This is a genomic window from Leucobacter musarum subsp. musarum (genome assembly GCF_001273845.1).
GTDB lineage: Bacteria > Actinomycetota > Actinomycetes > Actinomycetales > Microbacteriaceae > Leucobacter > Leucobacter musarum.
The window spans coordinates 19,554-37,184 of sequence record NZ_JHBW01000066.1; the positions used below are offsets into that span (position 1 = coordinate 19,554).

The following is a 17,631-nucleotide window of genomic DNA, read 5'->3' on the forward strand; positions in this document are numbered from 1 at the left end:
GGGTAAACTCCACCACCCGCCGCAGAGCGCCGCGCTGTGGCCGGCTTGCGAACTCTCACCCCACCCCCACCCTGAGCTCGTAATCCGGTTCACTCAGTGGTGCCCTGCACCACACATGTGAGGCCCTCCGCCGAATCTGGCGAAGGGCCTCACATGCATTCCGCTCGAAGTGAGCGCAGCAGCAATCAGCTGAACTGGTTCATCGTGTTCTCGGCACCGCCGGCCTTGAGCGCTGCGTCGCCGGCGAAGTACTCCTTGTGGTTGTCGCCGATGTCGCTGCCGGCCATGTTCTGGTGCTTGACGGTGGCGATCCCCTGACGAATCTCTTCGCGCTGCACGTCGCGCACGTAGGTGAGCATGCCCTCGTCGCCGAAGTAGCCCTTCGCGAGGTTATCGGTCGACAGCGCCGCGGTGTGGTAGGTCGGCAGCGTGATGAGGTGGTGGAAGATGCCGGCCCGCTGCGAGCCGTCGCGCTGGAAGGTGCGAATCTTCTCGTCGGCGAGGCGGCCGAGTTCGGTGCCGTCGTATTCGGCGTTCATCAGGTTGTCGAAGTTGTAGGCCGAGACGTCTTCGCCCGCCGCGACGAGCGCCTCGTAGGCCTGCTTGCGGAAGCTGAGCGTCCAGTTGAACGACGGGCTGTTGTTGTACACGAGCTTCGCATTGGGCACGGCTTCGCGAATGCGATCGACCATGCTGGCGATCTGCTCGACGTGCGGCTTCTCGGTCTCGATCCACAGCAGGTCGGCGCCGTGCTGCAGCGAGGTGATGCAGTCGAGCACCACGCGATCCTCACCGGTGCCGGCACGGAACTGGTAGAGGTTGCTCGCCAGGCGCTTCGGGCGCACGAGCTTGCCGTCGCGTTCGATGACGACGTCGCCGGCGCTGAGCTGAATATCGGCGACGTCTTCGGTGTCGAGGAACGAGTTGTACTGGTCGCCGAGGTCGCCGGGCTCGTGCGAGACGGCGAGCTTCTGGGTGAGCCCGGCACCGAGCGAGTCGGTGCGGGCGACGATGATGCCGTTGTCGATGCCGAGCTCGAGGAAGGCGTAGCGCACGGCGTTGATCTTCGCGATGAAGTCCTCGTGCGGCACGGTGACCTTGCCGTCTTGGTGACCGCACTGCTTCTCGTCAGAGACCTGATTTTCGATTTGGATCGCGCAGGCGCCTGCCTCGATCATCTTCTTCGCGAGCAGGTAGGTCGCCTCGGGGTTGCCGAATCCGGCGTCGATGTCGGCGATGATCGGCACGACGTGCGTTTCGAAGTTGTCGATCTGCGACTGGATGAAGTCGGTGGCGGTGTCGTCGCCGGCCCGGCGCGCGTCGTCGAGCTGCGTGAAGAGCAGGTCGAGCTCGCGGGCATCGGCCTGGCGCAGGAAGGTGTAGAGCTCTTCGATGAGTGCCGGCACGGCCGTCTTCTCGTGCATCGACTGGTCGGGCAGGGGGCCGAACTCGGAGCGCAGTGCGGCGACCATCCACCCCGACAGGTAGAGGTAGCGCTTGTTGGTGCTCTGCAGGTGCTTCTTGATCGAGATCAGCTTCTGCTGGCCGATGAAGCCGTGCCACACGCCGAGCGACTGGGTGTAGACGTTCGCATCGGCGTCGTACTCGGCCATGTCGCGACGCATGATGTCGGCCGTGTACTGCGCGATCTGCAGCCCGGTGGTGAAGATGTTCTGCGCGCGCATGCGGGCGACGTGCTCTGGATTGATGGCGTCCCAGGTGCCGCCGGTCTGGCTCTTGAGCGCTTCGATCGCAGCGACGGTGTCTTGGAAATGAGTCACGGTACAACCTTCTTTGCCTGTGAAATGCGTGATGTAGTTCCACCATCGCTGCCGCGGAGCAGCCAGTGAGCGCGAATCGTGCTGAAAATCACGCACTATTTCTGCGATTCAGAAGGATCGCACCCTCAGGGGGCTCGAGTGCGGCGAAAACCGCGAGCGGGGCGAAAGCAGCGTGAACAACCCCGGCTCTTCTCTTCGCGAGAAGTACACGGCAACTTCCGGGAGACTTTCTCGGCGCGGTCGTTCGAGCGAGGCGCACGATGAGTGATGTAGCCACACATTCGCCGGTGGATCCCCACCGCACCGAAGCAGGAGATGAAGCATCGTGAGCCAAACCGCACTCGCCATTGACGCCCGCATCGAGGTGCTGGGCCGCCCCTTCGCCCGCAGCGAAGAGATCCTCACCCCCGAAGCGCTGGATTTCGTCACGCAGCTCCACGCGCGCTTCGCCAGCATCCGCCATGAGCGTCTCGCAGATCGGCAGCGCCGCCGGTACGAGATCGGCAACGGTCGTGACCCGAAGTTCCGCGCCGATACCCGCGCGATTCGTGAAGACGCGTCGTGGCGCGTGGCCGGAGCCGGCCCGGGCCTGGAAGACCGCCGAGTCGAGATTACTGGCCCGACTGATCCGAAGATGACCATCAACGCCATGAACTCGGGGGCGCGCGTCTGGCTCGCCGATCAGGAGGACGCGACGAGCCCGACCTGGCACAACGTCATCGGCGGCCAGCTGTCGCTCTTCGACGCGATTCGCGAGCAGCTCGCGTACACGAGCCCGGAGGGCAAGGAGTACCGGGTCACGGCGGAGCGCACGCCGACCATCGTGATGCGCCCGCGCGGCTGGCATTTGGTCGAGAAGCACCTGCGCTTCACCGACGCGTACGGTCGCGCCGGTGCGGCATCGGGCAGCCTCGTCGACTTCGGTCTGTACGCGTTCCACAACGCGCAGGAGCTCGTCGCGCGCGGCCGCGGGCCCTACTTCTACATCGCCAAGCTCGAGTCGAGCGAGGAGGCGAAGCTCTGGGACGACGTGTTCACCTACACGGAGGAGGCCCTCGGCCTGCCCCACGGCACGATCCGCGCGACGGTGCTGATCGAGACGCTCCCGGCGGCGTTCGAGATGGACGAGATTCTCTACGTGATGCGGGATCATATCGCCGGTCTGAATGCGGGCCGCTGGGATTACATCTTCTCGATCATCAAGAACTACCGCGGCCGCGGCGCTCGTTTCGTGCTCCCGGATCGCAGCGAGGTCACCATGACGGTGCCGTTCATGCGGGCGTACACGGAGCTGCTGGTGCAGACCTGCCACAAGCGCGGCGCGCACGCGATCGGTGGTATGAGCGCGTTCATTCCGAACCGTCGCGACCCCGAGGTCACCGCGCGCGCCGAAGAGAAGGTGCAGGCCGACAAGCGACGCGAGGCGGGTGACGGCTTCGATGGCACCTGGGTCGCGCACCCCGATCTCATTCCGGTGGCCCGGGCGGAGTTCGACGCGGTGCTCGGTGATCGCCCCAATCAGGTGGATCGCCAGCGCGACGATGTCTCGGTGACCGCGGCGCAGCTGCTCGACGTGCACATCGGCCGTGAGATCACCGACGCCGGCGTGCGCGAGAACGTGTCGATCGGTCTGCGCTACATCGAGGCCTGGTTGCGCGGACTCGGAGCCGTCGCGATCGACAACCTGATGGAAGACGCGGCGACGGCCGAGATCAGCCGGTCGCAGATCTGGCAGTGGATCCACCAGGATCAGCAGACCGCCGAGGGCACCCGCATCACGCGCGAGTGGGTCGCCGAACTCGTGGACGAGGCGGTTGCGGGGTTCGCGCGCAGCGACGGCGATCGGTTCGCCGATGCGGCGACGCTGTTCGCCGATGTCGCACTCGGTGACGACTTCCCGACCTTCCTCACCGTTCCGGCGTACAGCCGCTACCTCGTCGACGCGTAACTCGGGCTCGGTGACGCCTCGAGCCGACTCTGCCTTCGGGCAGGGTGCGGCTCGAGGCGATCTTACCTTTCGGGAAAAGCCCTAGAATACTAGGGTCCTATTCTCGATTGCACGTAGTCCGGAGGCCTGCATGGAGGCGTCGACCCCATCGTCTGCAGTACTGCACCCCTATGACAGCCCCAGCCCCAGGCCGACGCGAACGACTCCACACCCGAGCACTTGGTGGGAGAAACGTCTGACTGCTTGGGCGATCAGCCACTCGCCCGAGAACAGTCCGCACACGTGCTCGGGCTGTTGCGACTCTGCGGCCGCCGCGTCAGGCGAAGCGCGCGCTCACAGCCTCGCCGTGGGCCGGGAGCCCTTCGGCCTCCGCGAAGTGCACGGCGCGCGTCGACACCACGGCTAGAGCATCGCGCGTGTACTCGATGAACTGCACCGGGCGCAGGAAGGTCAGCGCGCTGAGCCCCGAGGTGAAGCGGGAGGTGCCCGAGGTCGGCAGCACGTGGTTCGACCCGGCGCAATAGTCGCCGAGCGAGACCGGCGACCACTCGCCGACGAAGACCGCGCCGGCATTCGTCACCGTAGCGGCCACATCTGCGGCGCGCTCGGTGTGAATCTCGAGGTGCTCGGCGCCGTAGCGGTTCGCGATCACCACTGCGTCGTCGATGGTGTCGACGAGCACGATGCCCGACTGCGGGGCCTCCAGCGCGATCCCGGCGCGCTCCGCGTGCGCGGTGCGGGGGAGCAACTGAGCGAGCTCCGCCTGCACGGACTCCGCGAGCTCTGCGGAATCGGTGACGAGCACGCTGGCCGCGTTGGGGTCGTGTTCGGCTTGGCTCAGCAGGTCTGCGGCGACGAATCGCGGGTTGGCGTGCGCATCGGCGACGATCATGATCTCGGTCGGCCCCGCGACGGCGTCGATGCCCACGTCGGCGCGCACGAGATTCTTCGCCGCGGCGACGAAGACGTTGCCCGGGCCGGTGATCACGTCGACAGCTTCGAGCGGGGTGCCGTCACCGGCATCGGGAAGGCCGTAAGCGAGCGCGGCGATCGCCTGTGCCCCGCCCATGCCGTAGACCTCGGTGACGCCCAGTGCCGCGCAGGCCGCGAGCACGGCGTCGGCGGGCAGACCCGTCTCAGCATTCGGCGGTGATACGACGGCGATCGACGTCACTCCCGCGACCTGTGCGGGAATCACGTTCATGATGACGCTCGACGCGTAGGCGGCGAGCCCACCGGGGGCGTAGAGGCCGACACGGCGCACGGGCAGGTAGCGCTGGTGCACCAGGGCACCCGTCGCGAGTTCGGTCGTGACCGACGTGGGCAGCTGGGCGCGGTGCCCGGCGGTGACGCGCTCGATCGCCAGCGAGATCGCGCCGCGCACGTCGTCGGAGGCCTCGGCCCAGGCGCGATCGATCGCTGCCTGGGGTACGCGGAAACGATCGATCTCGACGCGATCGAAGCGCGCGGTGATCTCGCGTACTGCGTCGATGCCGCGGGCGCGCACATCGGCGATGATCCGGGCCGCGGCATCGGTGGCGCTCGCGAAGCTCGCCGCGGCACGAGGAATGGCATAGCGGTGCGCGCTGTCGGTGCCGCGCAGATCGGTGATGCGGAGGTGTGCCATCAGGGGTCCTTTCATCGGGGGAGCGCGTCGCCGCGAAGCGTGCGACGCGAGTCGTGCCGAACGCGCGGCGCGGCGGTGTGATTGAGTAGGTGCGAATGGTGCGAAAAGGAGTGCGCGTGGCGACACCCGAAGGAGGGCCCGGACGCCCGGGTCTGGGCAAGGCGAGGCTGCTGGCTGCGGCCCGGCTCGTGATCGCCGAGCACGGCGTGGAGGGCATTCGGGTGCGCCGTCTGGCGGCGACTGCGGGCGTCTCGGCGCCGTTGGTCTCGTATCACTACCCCGATCAGGCGGATCTGGTGCTCCACGTGCATCGCGATCTGGTCGACGACTACTTCGGGCATCGTGCTGCCCTGGTGCGCGAAGCGGAAGACGCGATCGAGCAGCTCCGCGCCTGCGCGCGAGCGGGCCTGCCGCCCGGGGTCGATCCTGAACTGATCGCACCCCTTTTCGAACTCCACGGCCTGGCCCGACGCGATGCGGCGCACGCGGAGATCATGAGCAACCTCTGGATCTCGGAGCACGCCCTATACGCGCGCATCATTTCGGCGGGCCAGCGCGCGGGGGTCTTCGCCGCCGACGCCGACGCCGAGCGGGTGGCGGCATCGCTGCTCGCGCTCGAAGACGGTCTCGCGCTGCACATCATCGGCCGCAACTCGGCGATCGATGAGTCGTGGCCGCTGCGCAACCTGCTGCGCGTCGCGGCCCTCGAGCTCGACTGCGCGCAGCTCGAGCTCGCCGACTGAGCCTGGCTCGAAGGCATCGCTCAGACCTACACCGTGGTGTCGCGAGCGGTGTCGCGCGCCGCATCGTGCGCCCCGTCGCGAAGCACCTCGACGGGGGTCGTGAGGGTGCCGGCGCGATGCGGCAGGAAGAGTCCGATGATGAAGGCAACGAGCAGGATCGCACCCCAGACGAACGCCGAGACGTTGCTGCCGACGAGCACGGGGAAGTTGCTGATCGAGATCGCCAGCACCCCGACGAGCCCGAGGCCGCCGAGTGCTGCCGCGATGGCGACCCAGGGCGACGCCGGTGCGCGCCCGCGTTCGCGCCGCAGGAAGGCGAGCACCGCGACACTCGTCAGCGTCATCATCCAGATGACGCCGAGCGCACCGGCACCCGAGTACCAGGTGTAGATTTCGAGCACCGGATCGAGCTGCGCGAGCGCCGACACCAGCACGACGACTGAGGTGACGATGCTCACCCAGAGCGACGCGGCCGACGGGGCGCGGTGCCGCATGTGCACGACCGCGAGCGATGCCGGGAGCACGCCGCGCTGGCCCAGCGTGAACAGGTAGCGGGTCACGATGTTGTGGAACGACAGCATGCAGGCGAACATGCTGGTCACGACGAGCACCTGCACGATGTCGCCGACGATCGGCGCGATAACGTTCGCGGCGAGGCCGATGACGACGCGGTCTGGCGCGTCGGTCGAGGCGGCCACGGCGTCATCGGGTCCGATGCCGACGATGACGAGCCAGGACGAGATGAAGTAGAGCGCACCGATCGAGATCACCGCGACGTAGGTGGCGCGGGGCACGGTGCGATTCGGATCCTTCGCCTCGTTGCGGAACACGGCCGTGGCCTCGAACCCGAAGAAGCCGAGGAACGCGAACAGCAGGCCGAGACCCGGGGCGCCCTGCAACGCTTCCACGGGGTTCAGCGGGGACGTCGAGAGCTCAGCTCCCGAGAACAGCACGCCGAGGTCGATCGCGAGCACGGCGATGACCTCGAGCACGAGCACGACGCCGAGCACCTTCGCCGACAGCTCGATGTCGCGGTAGCCGAGCAGCCCGACGATGAGCAGCATCACGGCCGAGATCGCCCACCAGGGGGGAGTGACGCCGAGCCAGAGCTCGATCAGGTTGCCGGCCTGCACGCCGAGGTAGCAGGTCATCGAGACGGTAAGCAGCACGTACGACAGCACGGCGATCGCTGCGGTGCCGAGGCCCGCGCGGCGCCCGAGGCCGCGGTGCACGTACGAGTAGAACGCGCCGGCGTCGGGCACGCGCGGCGTCATCCAGGCGTACCCCACGGAGAAGAGCAGCAGAATAGCGGTCGCCGCGAGAATCATCGTCGGTGCACCGATCGACCCCGAGATCGAGATGATGATCGGGAAGTTCGCGGCGACAACGGTGATCGGCGCCGCGGCGGCGATCACCATGAAGACGATTCCGGTGACTCCGAGTCGTCGTTCGAGCGTGGTTTGCACAGCTCCTCCTTCATTGGCGGGTGTTCTGTGCTGTGCGCATCACGACGCGGGCCGTCAGCGATGCCGGTTTCGTCGTGCGACACAGCAGAGAATTTCTGTTCCGTCTCAATGTACGATTCACCGCGCCACGAATTCCTGAACATCCGTTAAATGGTTTCCGGTATCCCAGACGATACCACGACACGAGTGTGCGCCTCGGTCGGCCGTCGTAGACCGCGCCTCGTTCGGGCCCTGACGAAACCGGCGCTCAGGCGCTGTATATGCTCAGGCGCCGTGTGCGCGCGAGGCCTCCGCGATGCGCTCGGCGGTCAGCCCGGCGAGACGCGACACCGCGGTCTGCAGCGTCTCCGTATCTTTCACGAAGGTGAAGCGCACCCAGGGCGCCAGTTCGCGCGCGGTAGGGGAGCCATCGCGACAGAACGCGGCGATCGGCACGCACGCCACCCCGGCCGCGTGCGGAAGGGCTCGGGCGAAGGCGGCGCCGTCGGGCACCTCTTCGCTGAGAAACGGCGTCGCATCGGCGCAGACGAAGTAGGTGCCGCCGGGCACCACGACATCGAACCCTGCCTCGCGCAGGCCGGCGACCAAGAAGTCCTTGCGATCCGCCAGCGCACCGCGCAATTCGGCGATGTCGGCGTCGCCCTCGGCCAGCGCTCGCGCGATCGCGGGTTGAAACGGTGCGCCTCCGGTGTACGTGAGAAACTGCTTCACCGCGGTGATCGCCTCGATCAGTGCCGCGGGCCCCACGGCCCACCCGATCTTCCACCCGGTCAGCGAAAACGTCTTGCCCGACGACGAGATGGTGACGGTGCGCTCGGCCATGCCGGGCAGCGCAGCCAGCGAGCGGTGCTGCTGCCCGCCGAACGTGAGGTGCTCGTAGACCTCGTCGGTCACCACGACGGCGTCAGTGCGCTGCGCGGTGGCGGCGATGCGGGCGAGCTCGTCGGCCGTGAGCACGGTGCCGGTCGGGTTGTGCGGGGTGTTGATCAGGATCACGCGCGTGCGCGCGCCGACCGCCGCATCGAAGGCGTCGAGATCGACGCGGAACCCGCCGTCGACCGGACGCAGCGGCACGGTCACGTGCGTTGCGCCGGCCAACGCGACGGCAGCCGCGTAGGCGTCGTAGTAGGGCTCGAGCGTGACGACCTCGTCACCGGGGCCGGCGAATGCGAGCAGCGCGGCGGAGAGCGCCTCGGTCGCTCCCGCCGTCACGAGCACCTCGGTGGCGGGGTCAACCGCCACGCCATAGTGCCGTTCCTGATGCGCGGCGATGGCTTCGCGCAGCGCGGGAATGCCGCGGCCGGGCGGGTACTGATTCGCACCGTTCAGGATCGCCTCAGCCGCCACTCGGCGAATCCATTCGGGGCCGTCGGCGTCGGGAAACCCCTGGCCGAGGTTCGCCGAACCGGTCGCCGTCGCGAGCGCAGTCATCTCGGCGAAGATCGTCGGGCGGGTGGACCCATCGGCGGCGGCCAGGCCTGCTGCGGTCGCCACGGATCGCCATCGCTCAGTCATGCGGCCAGTCTAGGCGGGTGCACACCGGCCTCGCGGCGTGCTGCCAGCGAAGCGACATACACTCGCCGCATGTCTGCACCGACCACTCCTCGCCGCGAGCTCGGCAGGCGTCGCCGGCGACGGCTTGCGGCCGGAGCCGCGCGGCTGCGCGCCGCAATCCGCACCCGTCCCTGGCTCGACGCCGCATACCGTGTCACCGTGACCGTGGTCGGTGCGCTGGTGGTGCTCATCGGGCTGATTCTGGTGCCGCTGCCCGGCCCCGGCTGGCTGATCGTGTTCTTCGGCCTCGCGATCCTCGGCAGCGAATTCCATTGGGCGCGCCGCCTGCTCGGGTGGGCCCGGGCGACAGTCGCGCGAGGCGCCGAACGCTGGCGGTCGTGGCGCGCCGCCCGGCGGGCGTACGGCACCTGAACGGCGGAGGCGGAGCGGGCAGTGACGCGGGGCGTCGCACGGCACGGAGATGTCACTGGTGCGCGATAGGATCAGGCGAATTGTTCCCGCACTCGGAGGCCGCATGACGACGCCGTTCACTCTGACCGCCGATGTGGTGGTGGTCGACCTCGAAGGCACCACGAGTGCCGCAGGTTTCATACTCGGTGACCTTTACGATTACGCCCGCCCGCGCCTCGACGAGGTGCTCGGGCGCGACGACGCGACCGTGCGCGAGGCTCGGGCGCAGGCGATCGTCGAGATCGGCCTCGACGCGGATGCCGATGATGCGACTGTCGCCGAGGCGCTGCGCGGCCTCATGGCCTCCGACGTGAAATCGACGCCGCTCAAGACCATCCAGGGCATCATCTGGGCCGAGGGCTTCGCCGCCGGTGAGATCACGTCGCACTTCTTCGACGACGTACCGCCGCAGTTGCGCGCGTGGGTGGACGGTGGAGTACGTCTGGCCGTCTACTCGTCAGGGTCGGTCGCCTCGCAGCAGCCCTGGTTCCGTCACGCGCCGGGCGGCGACCTCTCGGGCCTGGTCTCCGGGTGGTTCGACACGGTGAACGCAGGCCTGAAGAAAGACGTCGCGTCGTATCACCGCATCGCCGAGGCGCTCGACGTCGCCCCTGAGCGCGCACTGTTTCTTACCGATCACCCCGACGAGGTGAGCGCGGCGCTCGCCGCCGGGTGGCAGGTCATCGCGCTCGACCGGGCGGGCGAGCCCTGGGCCGGCAGCGATTTCGCCGCTCCATCCGTCTCCGCCTTCACCGAGATCGAGGTCACCCGATGAGCACCGTCACCGCTCCCACCACCGTCACGGCCGTGCACCTGCGCGAGGCCGGTGCGACCCTGGCGCACGAGGCCGCGAGGTTCGCCGACCTCGGGTGGATGCGGGGCACCGCGGGCAACCTCTCGCTCGTGCTCGCCCGTGAGCCGCTGCGTCTCGCGGTGACGGCATCGGGCCTCGACAAGTCGGAGCTCACCGAGGCCGACGTCGTACTCGTCGACGGTGACGGGCGGTCTGCCGACACCGATGACCCCCGGCGCCCCTCGGCCGAATCCGGCCTGCACGCCCACATCGCCGCCCGCACCGGCGCGAACGCGATCTTCCACGTGCACGCCCTCGATGCCGTGCTCGCCGGCGAGTACTGGCCCGACGGCATCGAGATTCGAGATCTGGAAATGCTGAAGGGGATCGGCCACCCCGCCCACGATGTCACCGTCACCATCCCGGTGATCCAGAACCACCAAGACATGGCGGTCGAAGCCGAGCGCTTCGACGCGGTGTACGCGGGCGCCGCCGACGGCGTGCCCGAGGTGCCGGTGCTCGTCGTCGCCGGGCACGGCATGTACGCCTGGGGCGCGACCGCGCAGCAGGCGCGGCACCGCCTCGAGATCGCCGAATGGCTCCTGCGCTACCGCGTCGCGGTGCGCTGAGCCGGCCGCACGCCACCAGACCCCCAGAACCACCCCGTTTGCGCACCGAACCCGAGAGTAGGACCTGATGACACTCCTCACCGTCTGGAACGAGACCGACCCGACCACCCCCATCATCGAGACCATCGACGACGCAGAAATTGGCGCCGTGCTGACCGGCCTCGGCGCTCGCTTCTCGCACTGGGAGGTGAAAGACTTCGCCGACGACGCCACGCTCGAAGAGATTCTCGCGCTCTACACCGATGAGGTCGAAGCCGTGAAGCAGAGCGAGGGCTACACGCTCGTCGACATCGTCGGCTTGAGCCCGGCGCAGGCCAACTACGACGAGGTCAAGGGGCCGTCGCGCGAGAAGTTCCTCTCGGAGCACCGTCACGACGACGACGAAGACCGCTTCTTCGCCAAGGGCGCCGGCGTCTTCTACCTGCACGTCGAAGGCAAGGTGCACGCGCTCTACTGCGAGCCCGGTGACCTCGTGTCGGTGCCGGCGAACACCACGCACTGGTTCGACATGGGTACCGCGCCCGAGTTCACCTCGATCCGTTTCTTCCACGACGATGACGGCTGGGTCGGCCACTTCACCGGCAGCCCCATCGCGAGCACGTTCGCGACCTTCGATCAGCTGCACGCGCGCCGCGCCGAGCTGGCCGCATAGGGCGTCACCCACGCCGCTTCCCGGAAACGAGCAACGCCCCCGATCCGCGTCAGCGGGCCGGGGGCGTTGCTCGTGCCGGTCGAAACTACTTGACCAGCGGAATGTTGAAGATGAAGCCGGGCTGCTCGCCACGGCGGAACCCGTCGCTCGCCTTGACCGCAGCGATGATGTGGAACACGAAGCCCACGATCTGCGCGATCCAGAGCAGCGGCACGAGCACGAGGTTCACGTAGGGAATGAACGACGCGATGACAATCGCGAGGTACACGCCCGTGCGCAGCAGCGAGAAGTTCAGGTTCTCGCGCTGGTACAGGTAAAGGCGCTGGTCACCCTTGTCTTTGTCGACGAAGAAGAAGATGAGCGCCGGAATCCACGTGAAGAAGACCGACAGCCAGTAGTTCAGCGTGACGTTGCTGGTCGGGTCGGCGACCGGCTGTGCGTAGCCGGGCTGCGCGTAGCCGCCGGGGGGCGGCGTCTGGCCGGCCTGCGGGGCGCCGTACTGGGGCGCCGCGTACTGGGGCTGACCCGGCTGCTGCGGCTGCTGCGGCGGAACGGGAGGGGCCTGCGGAGCCTGGAACTGCGGCTGTGCGGGCTGCTGCGGCGGCACGGGGGGTGCTGCGGGCGCCTGGTGCTGCTGCACCGGGGGAGCCTGCGGCGGCTGCGGTGCAGCAGGCGGCGCCGTCGGTGCGGCGGGCGCCGCGGTTGAGGGATCGCTCGTCGGCTCGCCGCCAGTCCCCTGTCCGTGCTGACCTTCTGGTGGCAACGTCGTCATGGTGTTCTCCTTCGACCGGTCATTTTCGCTTATGAGGCTACTGCAGCGCGCGGGCGAGCGGTAGATGCTTGCGCGTGCGTGACGGGAAATGAAGCGGCCCGCCTCCCGGAGGGGGCGGGCCGCTTCATGTGATGTCGGGCGGGTCGGAGCGCGGAGCGCGACCGAGCGGAAGGCTCAGAACGCGTCGGGGCTCGGGGCCGCGGTGTGCAGGATCGACACGTCAGCGTGGCGGTCGAAGCGGTAGCCCGTGCCGCGCACGGTGCGCACGATGTCCTGGTACTGCGCGAGCTTCACGCGCAGGCGGCGAATGTGCACGTCAATGGTGCGCTCGCTCGGCGCCTCTTCGTCGCTGCCCTCGCTCCAGAGCGCGGTGATCAGTTCTTCACGGCTGATGGTGCGGCCCTCGCGCAGCACGAGGTACTGCAGCAGTTCGAATTCGCGGAACGTGAGTGCGGCGGTCACGTTGTCGAGCAGTACCCGCTTGCGCGAAAGGTCGAGGATCACGCCGCTCGCCGCGCGATCCTGCTCGTCGGCTTCGTGCTGCTTCTGACGTGCATGGGCGGCGGGATCGCCGAGCGCCAGACGCACCACGTCGACGTCGCGACCACCGGTGTGCTCGGGGGCGAGCGCCACGGCGGCGTACGTCTCGGCAGCCGGGGCCAACTCTGCGACGAGCTGCTTGATGCGGGTCACGATGGCGCCGAGCTTCGGGTCGCCGTCGGCGATCTTGTCATCGGCGAGGCCGACGTAGAGCGCGAAGCCGCGCACCTCGGTGCCGTCGGGCACGCGGCGCTCGGCGGTCGGAGCCGGCGCGAGATCTGCAGCGAGGTCGGGGCGGGCGGCGCGAAGGGTCTGGGTGGTGGCGTTCATGATGATGTTCCTAACGAGGCTGTCGTTCGGGTGCGACGCAGCAGTGCGCGGACCCGGATGGCCGATGTCGGCCGGGAGTGCGTGGGGAGCGGAACCGGTCTCGATCAGATACGAGATACCGGAAGTTCCGCAGAGTGGTGATCTCGTTCAGATCACCGGCGTGGACGCAGAATCAGATTCGGGAAACGTTCACATGCACATTCGACAGCGCATGACACCCTGACCGGCCATCATCATGCCGGTCTGCCCAATGTTCACCTCGAAGGCGGACTGGGGACGATTGGTCTCATGCATAACCGCAAGTTAAGCAAACTATTGCTTCGCGTGTCAAGCGGAGCGAGGAGAAAATCTGTGGGGGTGCGGCGCGCCGTTGCGCGGCACCCCTGAGCCGATGGATCGCCCCCTCACGAGGGCGCCCCAGCAGGGCTCGTCGTCGAAGCTCGATGGCCGACGGTTAGTGGCCGACGGTGCCGTAGAGACGGTCACCGGCGTCACCGAGACCCGGCACGATGTAGGCGTTCTCGTCGAGCCCCTGATCGAGTGCCCCGAGCACCAGGGTGACTTGGCGGTCGCCGGCGGCCTCGCGAATCGCTTCGACGCCCTCGGGAGTGCCGAGCACGCAGATCGCGGTCACGTCGTCGGCCCCGCGGTCGAACAAGAACTTGATCGCTGCCGCGAGCGACCCGCCCGTCGCGAGCATCGGATCGAGCACGAAGCACTGGCGACCGGCGAGCGAATCGGGCAGGCGTTCGGCGTACGTGGTCGGCTGCAGCGTCTCTTCGTCGCGCGCCATGCCGAGGAAGCCGACCTCGGCGGTGGGAACGAGCTTCACCATGCCCTCGAGCATGCCGAGACCGGCGCGCAGGATCGGCACGATTAGCGGCAGCGGTTCGCTCAGGCGCACACCCGTGGTCGGAGCGACCGGGGTCTCGATCTCGTGCGGCTCGACGCGCACCTCGCGCGTGGCCTCGTAGGCGAGCAGCGTCATCAGCTCTTCGATCAGCAGACGGAACGTCGGCTGCGGGGTTTTCGCGTCGCGGAGCACCGTGAGCTTGTGGGTGATGAGGGGATGATCCGCAACGAAGACTCGCATGGTCCTATTCTATTGGCGTGACGCTGATCCCTCCATCGCCGGCCGAGCACGCCGCCATGGGCGTCGCGCTCGAGGCCGCCGTTGACGCGGCGCGAGCCGGTGATATTCCGGTCGGCGCCGTCGTGCTGAACGCTGCCGGCGAGGTAGTGGGCGTCGGTCGCAACACGCGAGTGCACGTGCCCGACCCGACGGGGCACGCCGAAGTGCTGGCGATCCGGCAGGCCGCCGAAGCGCTCGATGATCGCGTGCTCGCCGACTGCACGCTGGTCGTGACGCTGGAGCCGTGCGTGATGTGCGCGGGCGCGATTCTCGCCGCCCGACTGCCGCGCGTCATCTTCGGGGCCTGGGACGAGAAGGCGGGCGCCGTCGGCAGCGTCTACGACCTGCTGCGCGACGGGCGCCTGCCGCACGCGGTGCCCGAGGTCGTCGCCGGGGTGCGCGCCAACGAGGCGACGGCCCTGCTGCGCGCGTTCTTCGCCGAGCGCCGCTAGCCCCGCCGCCGCGCCGCCGCTATGGGCGGGGCGCCACCGTGACCGGCTCCGGGGCGAACGCCACCTCGACGCGGTCGCCGGCGCGGAACTGTGCGTCGGCGGGGTGCTGCGAGGCGAGCTCTGTACCATCCGCGAACTGCACGACGGTGCGGCGGATCGGCCCGAGGAACCCGCTCGAGACCACGGTGGCCGCGAGCTCGCCGGCTGATCCCGAACCTGCAGCGGCACCCGCAAGACGCACGTGCTCGGGGCGTACATACGCCGTGACCCGGGCGCCCGTCACGCCGGTCGTGCCGTGATCTGCGGAGCTGATCACCGGCAGCCACGTGCCGCGCAGGTTCACGCGATCGCCCTCGAGTGTCGCCTCGAGCTGGTTCGACAGTCCGACGAAGTCAGCGACGAAGGGCGACGCGGGCCGCTGGTACAGGTCTTCGGGGGTGCCGAGTTGAGCGATCCGGCCGCCCTCCATGACCGCGACCCGGTCAGAGATCGCAAGCGCCTCCTCCTGGTCGTGCGTCACGAAGACGGTCGTGATGCCGAGCTCCGTCTGGATCGCGCGGATCTGCTCGCGCAGGCGCACGCGCACCTTCGCGTCGAGAGCCGAGAGCGGCTCGTCGAGCAGCAGCGCCCGCGGGCGGGTGACGAGCGCGCGCGCCAAGGCGACGCGCTGCTGCTGCCCGCCCGAGAGCTCATGCGGAAAGCGCTCGGCGAGGTGCGCGAGGCCCACGATCTCAAGCATCTCGCCGATGCGGGTGACGCGCTCGGCCTTCGGCACCTTGCGCATGCCCAGCCCGAACTCCACGTTGCGGGCGACGGTGAGGTGGGGAAAGAGCGAGTACTGCTGGAACACCATGCCGATGTCGCGGCGGTTCACCGGCACGTGCGTCACATCGTCGTCGCCGATGCGCACGTGCCCCGAAGTGACCTCTTCGAGGCCGGCGATGCAGCGCAGCGCGGTGGTCTTGCCGCAGCCCGACGGGCCGAGCAAGCAGATGAGTTCTCCGGGCTCAAGCGCGAGATCGATGCCGTGCAGCACGGTGGTCGAGCCGTAGGCCTTGGTGACCTGCTCGAGGCGCACCGCGGCGCCCGCACGGGTCTGGGTCAGCGTTTCGGTCATGTTCAAGACTCCTGGGAGGGGTTCGAGCGGGAGCTGCGTCGCGGGCGCCGACGTCGCGGGGCGCCACCGGTGCTGCTCACGAGCAGAAGTACGAGGAATGCGCCGACCAGTGAGAGCAACGATACCGCCACCGCGACGAACGGGTCGGACTTCGAGATCTGCAGCAGCGCGGTCTGGAGGGTCACACGGTTGAGCAGCGACGACACGGTGAACTCGCCGAGCACGATTGCGATCGTCAGCAGTGAGGCGGCGAGCAGGCCGCGACGCACCCCGGGGGTGATGATGCGCACCAGCACGGTGATCCACCCCGCGCCGAGCGAACGCGCGGCCTCGGTGCGTGTGCGCGCATCCATGCCCTGCAGATCGGAGTTGATCGACCGGTACGCGAACGGCAGTACCAGCACGCCGTAGGCGAGGCAGAGCGACCACACGCCCGAACCGAACACGGTGCCGATGCCGCGGTAGATCGGTGCGAAGCCCACCACAAGCACGATCGCCGGGATCGCGATCGGCAGCACGGTCAGCAGGTCGAGGGCGCGCTCGAGCTTCGGGAATCGCAGGTGCACGAGCACGATCGTCGGGAAGAACACGACGAGCACGATCGCGAGCGTCAGCGCGGACAGCAAGAAGGAATTGCCGAGACCCTGGAACAGTGGGCGGTAGGCGCGCGCGTTCTCGGGATCGAACAGTGCGAGCCAGTGCTCCGCACCGTAGCCGCCCGCGGTCTGGCGCAGCGTGAACTCGAGCATCGCGATGAGCGGGACCATGAAGATGAGCCCGATCACCGTGATCACGGTGTAGGCGACGGGGCGCGACGGGCGCCCGGGAACGCGCGCGCTCATCGCTGCCACCGCCCCGCACGCGCCATGAGCCGGCCGTACGCCAGCATCACGACGGTCATGACAATGATCATGCCGAGCGCGAGCACACCGGCCGACGCGGAGTTGGATCCACCGGTCTCACCGATAAGTGCGGCGCGAATCTGCAGCGGCACGATCTGCGACCCCTGACTGATGAGCGCTGCCGCGGTCGCGTACGACGAGAACGCGTTTGCGAAGAGCAGCAGCAGCGAGCCGAGAAACGCGGGGGCGAGCACCGGCAGGCCGACGCGCGTCCAGTAGCTGAAGCTCGTGCCGCCGAGCGTCGCGACCGCCTCGGCCCAGCCGGGCTTCAACGCGATGACCGCGGGGAGGAAGGTGATGACCATGAGGGGAACCTGGAAGTAGACGTAGGGCAGGATCAGGCCCGGCAGCTCGTAGAGCCACACGCCGTCGGCATACATATCGACGCCGAGCCGCTCGCGCAGCATCACGGTGATGAGGCCCTGGATGCCGATCGTCGCGACGAACGCGAACGCCAACATGACGCCACCGAACTGGGCGAGCACCGAGCTGGCTGCGTCGAAGACGCGACGCAGCGGGCCGCTTTCGGGCAGTGCCGCGAGCGCCCAGCAGAGAATCGCGCCGATCATGGCGCCGACGAGCGCGGTGATGACGCTCACCCAGATGCTCGCGCCGAATGCGCCGAGCGTCGCGGGGGTCGTCAGCACGCCGAGGTTCGCGAGTGTGAAGCCGTTCTCGTTCGAGAATCCGCTGCCGATGGCCAACACGGTCGGAACGGCGAGGAAGAAGAAGATGTAGACGGTGAACGGGGCGAGCCCGAGGGTGGAGAGGAAGCGTTTCAC

17 protein-coding genes are annotated in these 17,631 nt (G+C 68.3%); 7 read left to right on the forward strand and 10 right to left on the reverse strand.

Annotated elements, in window-relative coordinates; genetic code table 11:
• Positions 1 to 185: 185 nt before the first annotated feature.
• Positions 186 to 1,781 carry an isocitrate lyase gene (locus tag CH42_RS04770; RefSeq protein WP_053352081.1) on the reverse strand — a complete coding sequence of 532 codons (1,596 nt, stop codon included), beginning with the start codon at positions 1,779 to 1,781 and terminating at the stop codon, positions 186 to 188.
• 325 nt (positions 1,782 to 2,106) lie between these two features.
• Here CH42_RS04770 and aceB point away from each other — a divergent pair, with 325 nt between their 5' ends.
• Positions 2,107 to 3,729, forward strand: a complete 1,623-nt coding sequence (gene aceB, locus CH42_RS04775) for a malate synthase A (RefSeq protein WP_053352082.1) — start codon at positions 2,107 to 2,109, stop codon at positions 3,727 to 3,729.
• Between the two features lie 316 nt (positions 3,730 to 4,045).
• Here the strand turns inward: aceB and hisD are convergent, their stop codons facing one another.
• Positions 4,046 to 5,356 carry a histidinol dehydrogenase gene (gene hisD, locus CH42_RS04780; protein ID WP_156322467.1) on the reverse strand — a complete coding sequence of 437 codons (1,311 nt, stop codon included), beginning with the start codon at positions 5,354 to 5,356 and terminating at the stop codon, positions 4,046 to 4,048.
• Positions 5,357 to 5,472: 116 nt separating this feature from the next.
• Here hisD and CH42_RS04785 point away from each other — a divergent pair, with 116 nt between their 5' ends.
• A complete protein-coding gene (locus CH42_RS04785) occupies positions 5,473 to 6,099 on the forward strand; it encodes a TetR/AcrR family transcriptional regulator (RefSeq protein WP_162231061.1) in 627 nt (208 codons plus the stop codon).
• A 26-nt stretch (positions 6,100 to 6,125) separates the two neighbouring features.
• On the opposite strand, the gene CH42_RS04790 is transcribed toward CH42_RS04785, so the two are convergent.
• A complete protein-coding gene (locus tag CH42_RS04790; RefSeq protein WP_053352085.1) occupies positions 6,126 to 7,565 on the reverse strand; it encodes an APC family permease in 1,440 nt (479 codons plus the stop codon).
• 264 nt (positions 7,566 to 7,829) lie between these two features.
• Positions 7,830 to 9,080: an aminotransferase class I/II-fold pyridoxal phosphate-dependent enzyme gene (locus tag CH42_RS04795; protein ID WP_053352086.1), complete on the reverse strand. Its 1,251-nt coding sequence runs from the start codon at positions 9,078 to 9,080 to the stop codon at positions 7,830 to 7,832.
• A gap of 69 nt (positions 9,081 to 9,149) precedes the next feature.
• Between CH42_RS04795 and CH42_RS04800 the strand changes: the two genes are divergently transcribed.
• The 4 genes from CH42_RS04800 to CH42_RS04815 all read left to right on the forward strand — a co-directional run bounded on the left by CH42_RS04800 (position 9,150) and on the right by CH42_RS04815 (position 11,604).
• Positions 9,150 to 9,491 (forward strand): TIGR02611 family protein, encoded by a 342-nt coding sequence (locus CH42_RS04800; RefSeq protein WP_053352087.1) that lies wholly within the window; start codon positions 9,150 to 9,152, stop codon positions 9,489 to 9,491.
• A gap of 103 nt (positions 9,492 to 9,594) precedes the next feature.
• A complete protein-coding gene (gene mtnC / locus CH42_RS04805) occupies positions 9,595 to 10,305 on the forward strand; it encodes an acireductone synthase (protein WP_053352088.1) in 711 nt (236 codons plus the stop codon).
• Positions 10,302 to 10,952: a methylthioribulose 1-phosphate dehydratase gene (mtnB, locus tag CH42_RS04810; RefSeq protein ID WP_053352089.1), complete on the forward strand. Its 651-nt coding sequence runs from the start codon at positions 10,302 to 10,304 to the stop codon at positions 10,950 to 10,952. Before mtnC ends, mtnB begins: the two co-directional genes overlap by 4 nt.
• 67 nt (positions 10,953 to 11,019) lie before the next feature.
• On the forward strand, positions 11,020 to 11,604 hold the full coding sequence (locus tag CH42_RS04815) for a 1,2-dihydroxy-3-keto-5-methylthiopentene dioxygenase (protein ID WP_053352090.1): 585 nt from the start codon (positions 11,020 to 11,022) through the stop codon (positions 11,602 to 11,604).
• 85 nt (positions 11,605 to 11,689) lie between these two features.
• Here CH42_RS04815 and CH42_RS04820 read toward each other — a convergent pair whose 3' ends face one another.
• From CH42_RS04820 to upp, 3 genes are all read right to left on the reverse strand, one after another.
• Positions 11,690 to 12,376, reverse strand: coding sequence for a DUF4870 domain-containing protein (locus CH42_RS04820; RefSeq protein WP_053352091.1), 687 nt, complete (start codon positions 12,374 to 12,376; stop codon positions 11,690 to 11,692).
• Positions 12,377 to 12,550: 174 nt separating this feature from the next.
• Complete coding sequence (locus CH42_RS04825) at positions 12,551 to 13,246, reverse strand: winged helix-turn-helix domain-containing protein (RefSeq protein WP_053352092.1); 696 nt, start codon at positions 13,244 to 13,246, stop codon at positions 12,551 to 12,553.
• A gap of 454 nt (positions 13,247 to 13,700) precedes the next feature.
• Positions 13,701 to 14,339, reverse strand: coding sequence for a uracil phosphoribosyltransferase (upp, locus tag CH42_RS04830; protein WP_053352093.1), 639 nt, complete (start codon positions 14,337 to 14,339; stop codon positions 13,701 to 13,703).
• A 56-nt stretch (positions 14,340 to 14,395) separates the two neighbouring features.
• On the opposite strand from upp, the gene CH42_RS04835 reads away from it, so the two are divergent.
• Positions 14,396 to 14,830, forward strand: a complete 435-nt coding sequence (locus tag CH42_RS04835; protein WP_053352177.1) for a nucleoside deaminase — start codon at positions 14,396 to 14,398, stop codon at positions 14,828 to 14,830.
• Positions 14,831 to 14,849: 19 nt separating this feature from the next.
• On the opposite strand, the gene CH42_RS04840 is transcribed toward CH42_RS04835, so the two are convergent.
• The 3 genes from CH42_RS04840 to CH42_RS04850 are packed head-to-tail and all read right to left on the reverse strand — an operon-like array spanning position 14,850 to position 17,631.
• On the reverse strand, positions 14,850 to 15,947 hold the full coding sequence (locus tag CH42_RS04840; RefSeq protein WP_053352094.1) for an ABC transporter ATP-binding protein: 1,098 nt from the start codon (positions 15,945 to 15,947) through the stop codon (positions 14,850 to 14,852).
• A gap of 2 nt (positions 15,948 to 15,949) precedes the next feature.
• Positions 15,950 to 16,789, reverse strand: coding sequence for an ABC transporter permease (locus tag CH42_RS04845; RefSeq protein WP_053352178.1), 840 nt, complete (start codon positions 16,787 to 16,789; stop codon positions 15,950 to 15,952).
• The gene (locus tag CH42_RS04850; RefSeq protein ID WP_053352095.1) at positions 16,786 to 17,631 is read right to left on the reverse strand and encodes an ABC transporter permease; all 846 of its coding nucleotides are present in this window, start codon (positions 17,629 to 17,631) and stop codon (positions 16,786 to 16,788) included. Before CH42_RS04850 ends, CH42_RS04845 begins: the two co-directional genes overlap by 4 nt.

Excerpts from the sequence above, each read along its gene's own strand:
- upp (WP_053352093.1), bottom strand. The coding sequence starts at position 14,339 with ATGCGAGTCTTCGTTGCGGATCATCCCCTCATCACCCACAAGCTCACG.
- CH42_RS04800 (WP_053352087.1), top strand. The coding sequence starts at position 9,150 with ATGTCTGCACCGACCACTCCTCGCCGCGAGCTCGGCAGGCGTCGCCGG.
- CH42_RS04840 (WP_053352094.1), bottom strand. The coding sequence starts at position 15,947 with ATGACCGAAACGCTGACCCAGACCCGTGCGGGCGCCGCGGTGCGCCTC.
- CH42_RS04820 (WP_053352091.1), bottom strand. The coding sequence starts at position 12,376 with ATGACGACGTTGCCACCAGAAGGTCAGCACGGACAGGGGACTGGCGGC.
- CH42_RS04825 (WP_053352092.1), bottom strand. The coding sequence starts at position 13,246 with ATGAACGCCACCACCCAGACCCTTCGCGCCGCCCGCCCCGACCTCGCT.
- mtnB (WP_053352089.1), top strand. The coding sequence starts at position 10,302 with ATGAGCACCGTCACCGCTCCCACCACCGTCACGGCCGTGCACCTGCGC.
- CH42_RS04815 (WP_053352090.1), top strand. The coding sequence starts at position 11,020 with ATGACACTCCTCACCGTCTGGAACGAGACCGACCCGACCACCCCCATC.
- hisD (WP_156322467.1), bottom strand. The coding sequence starts at position 5,356 with ATGGCACACCTCCGCATCACCGATCTGCGCGGCACCGACAGCGCGCAC.
- CH42_RS04845 (WP_053352178.1), bottom strand. The coding sequence starts at position 16,789 with ATGAGCGCGCGCGTTCCCGGGCGCCCGTCGCGCCCCGTCGCCTACACC.
- CH42_RS04835 (WP_053352177.1), top strand. The coding sequence starts at position 14,396 with ATGGGCGTCGCGCTCGAGGCCGCCGTTGACGCGGCGCGAGCCGGTGAT.
- CH42_RS04795 (WP_053352086.1), bottom strand. The coding sequence starts at position 9,080 with ATGACTGAGCGATGGCGATCCGTGGCGACCGCAGCAGGCCTGGCCGCC.
- mtnC (WP_053352088.1), top strand. The coding sequence starts at position 9,595 with ATGACGACGCCGTTCACTCTGACCGCCGATGTGGTGGTGGTCGACCTC.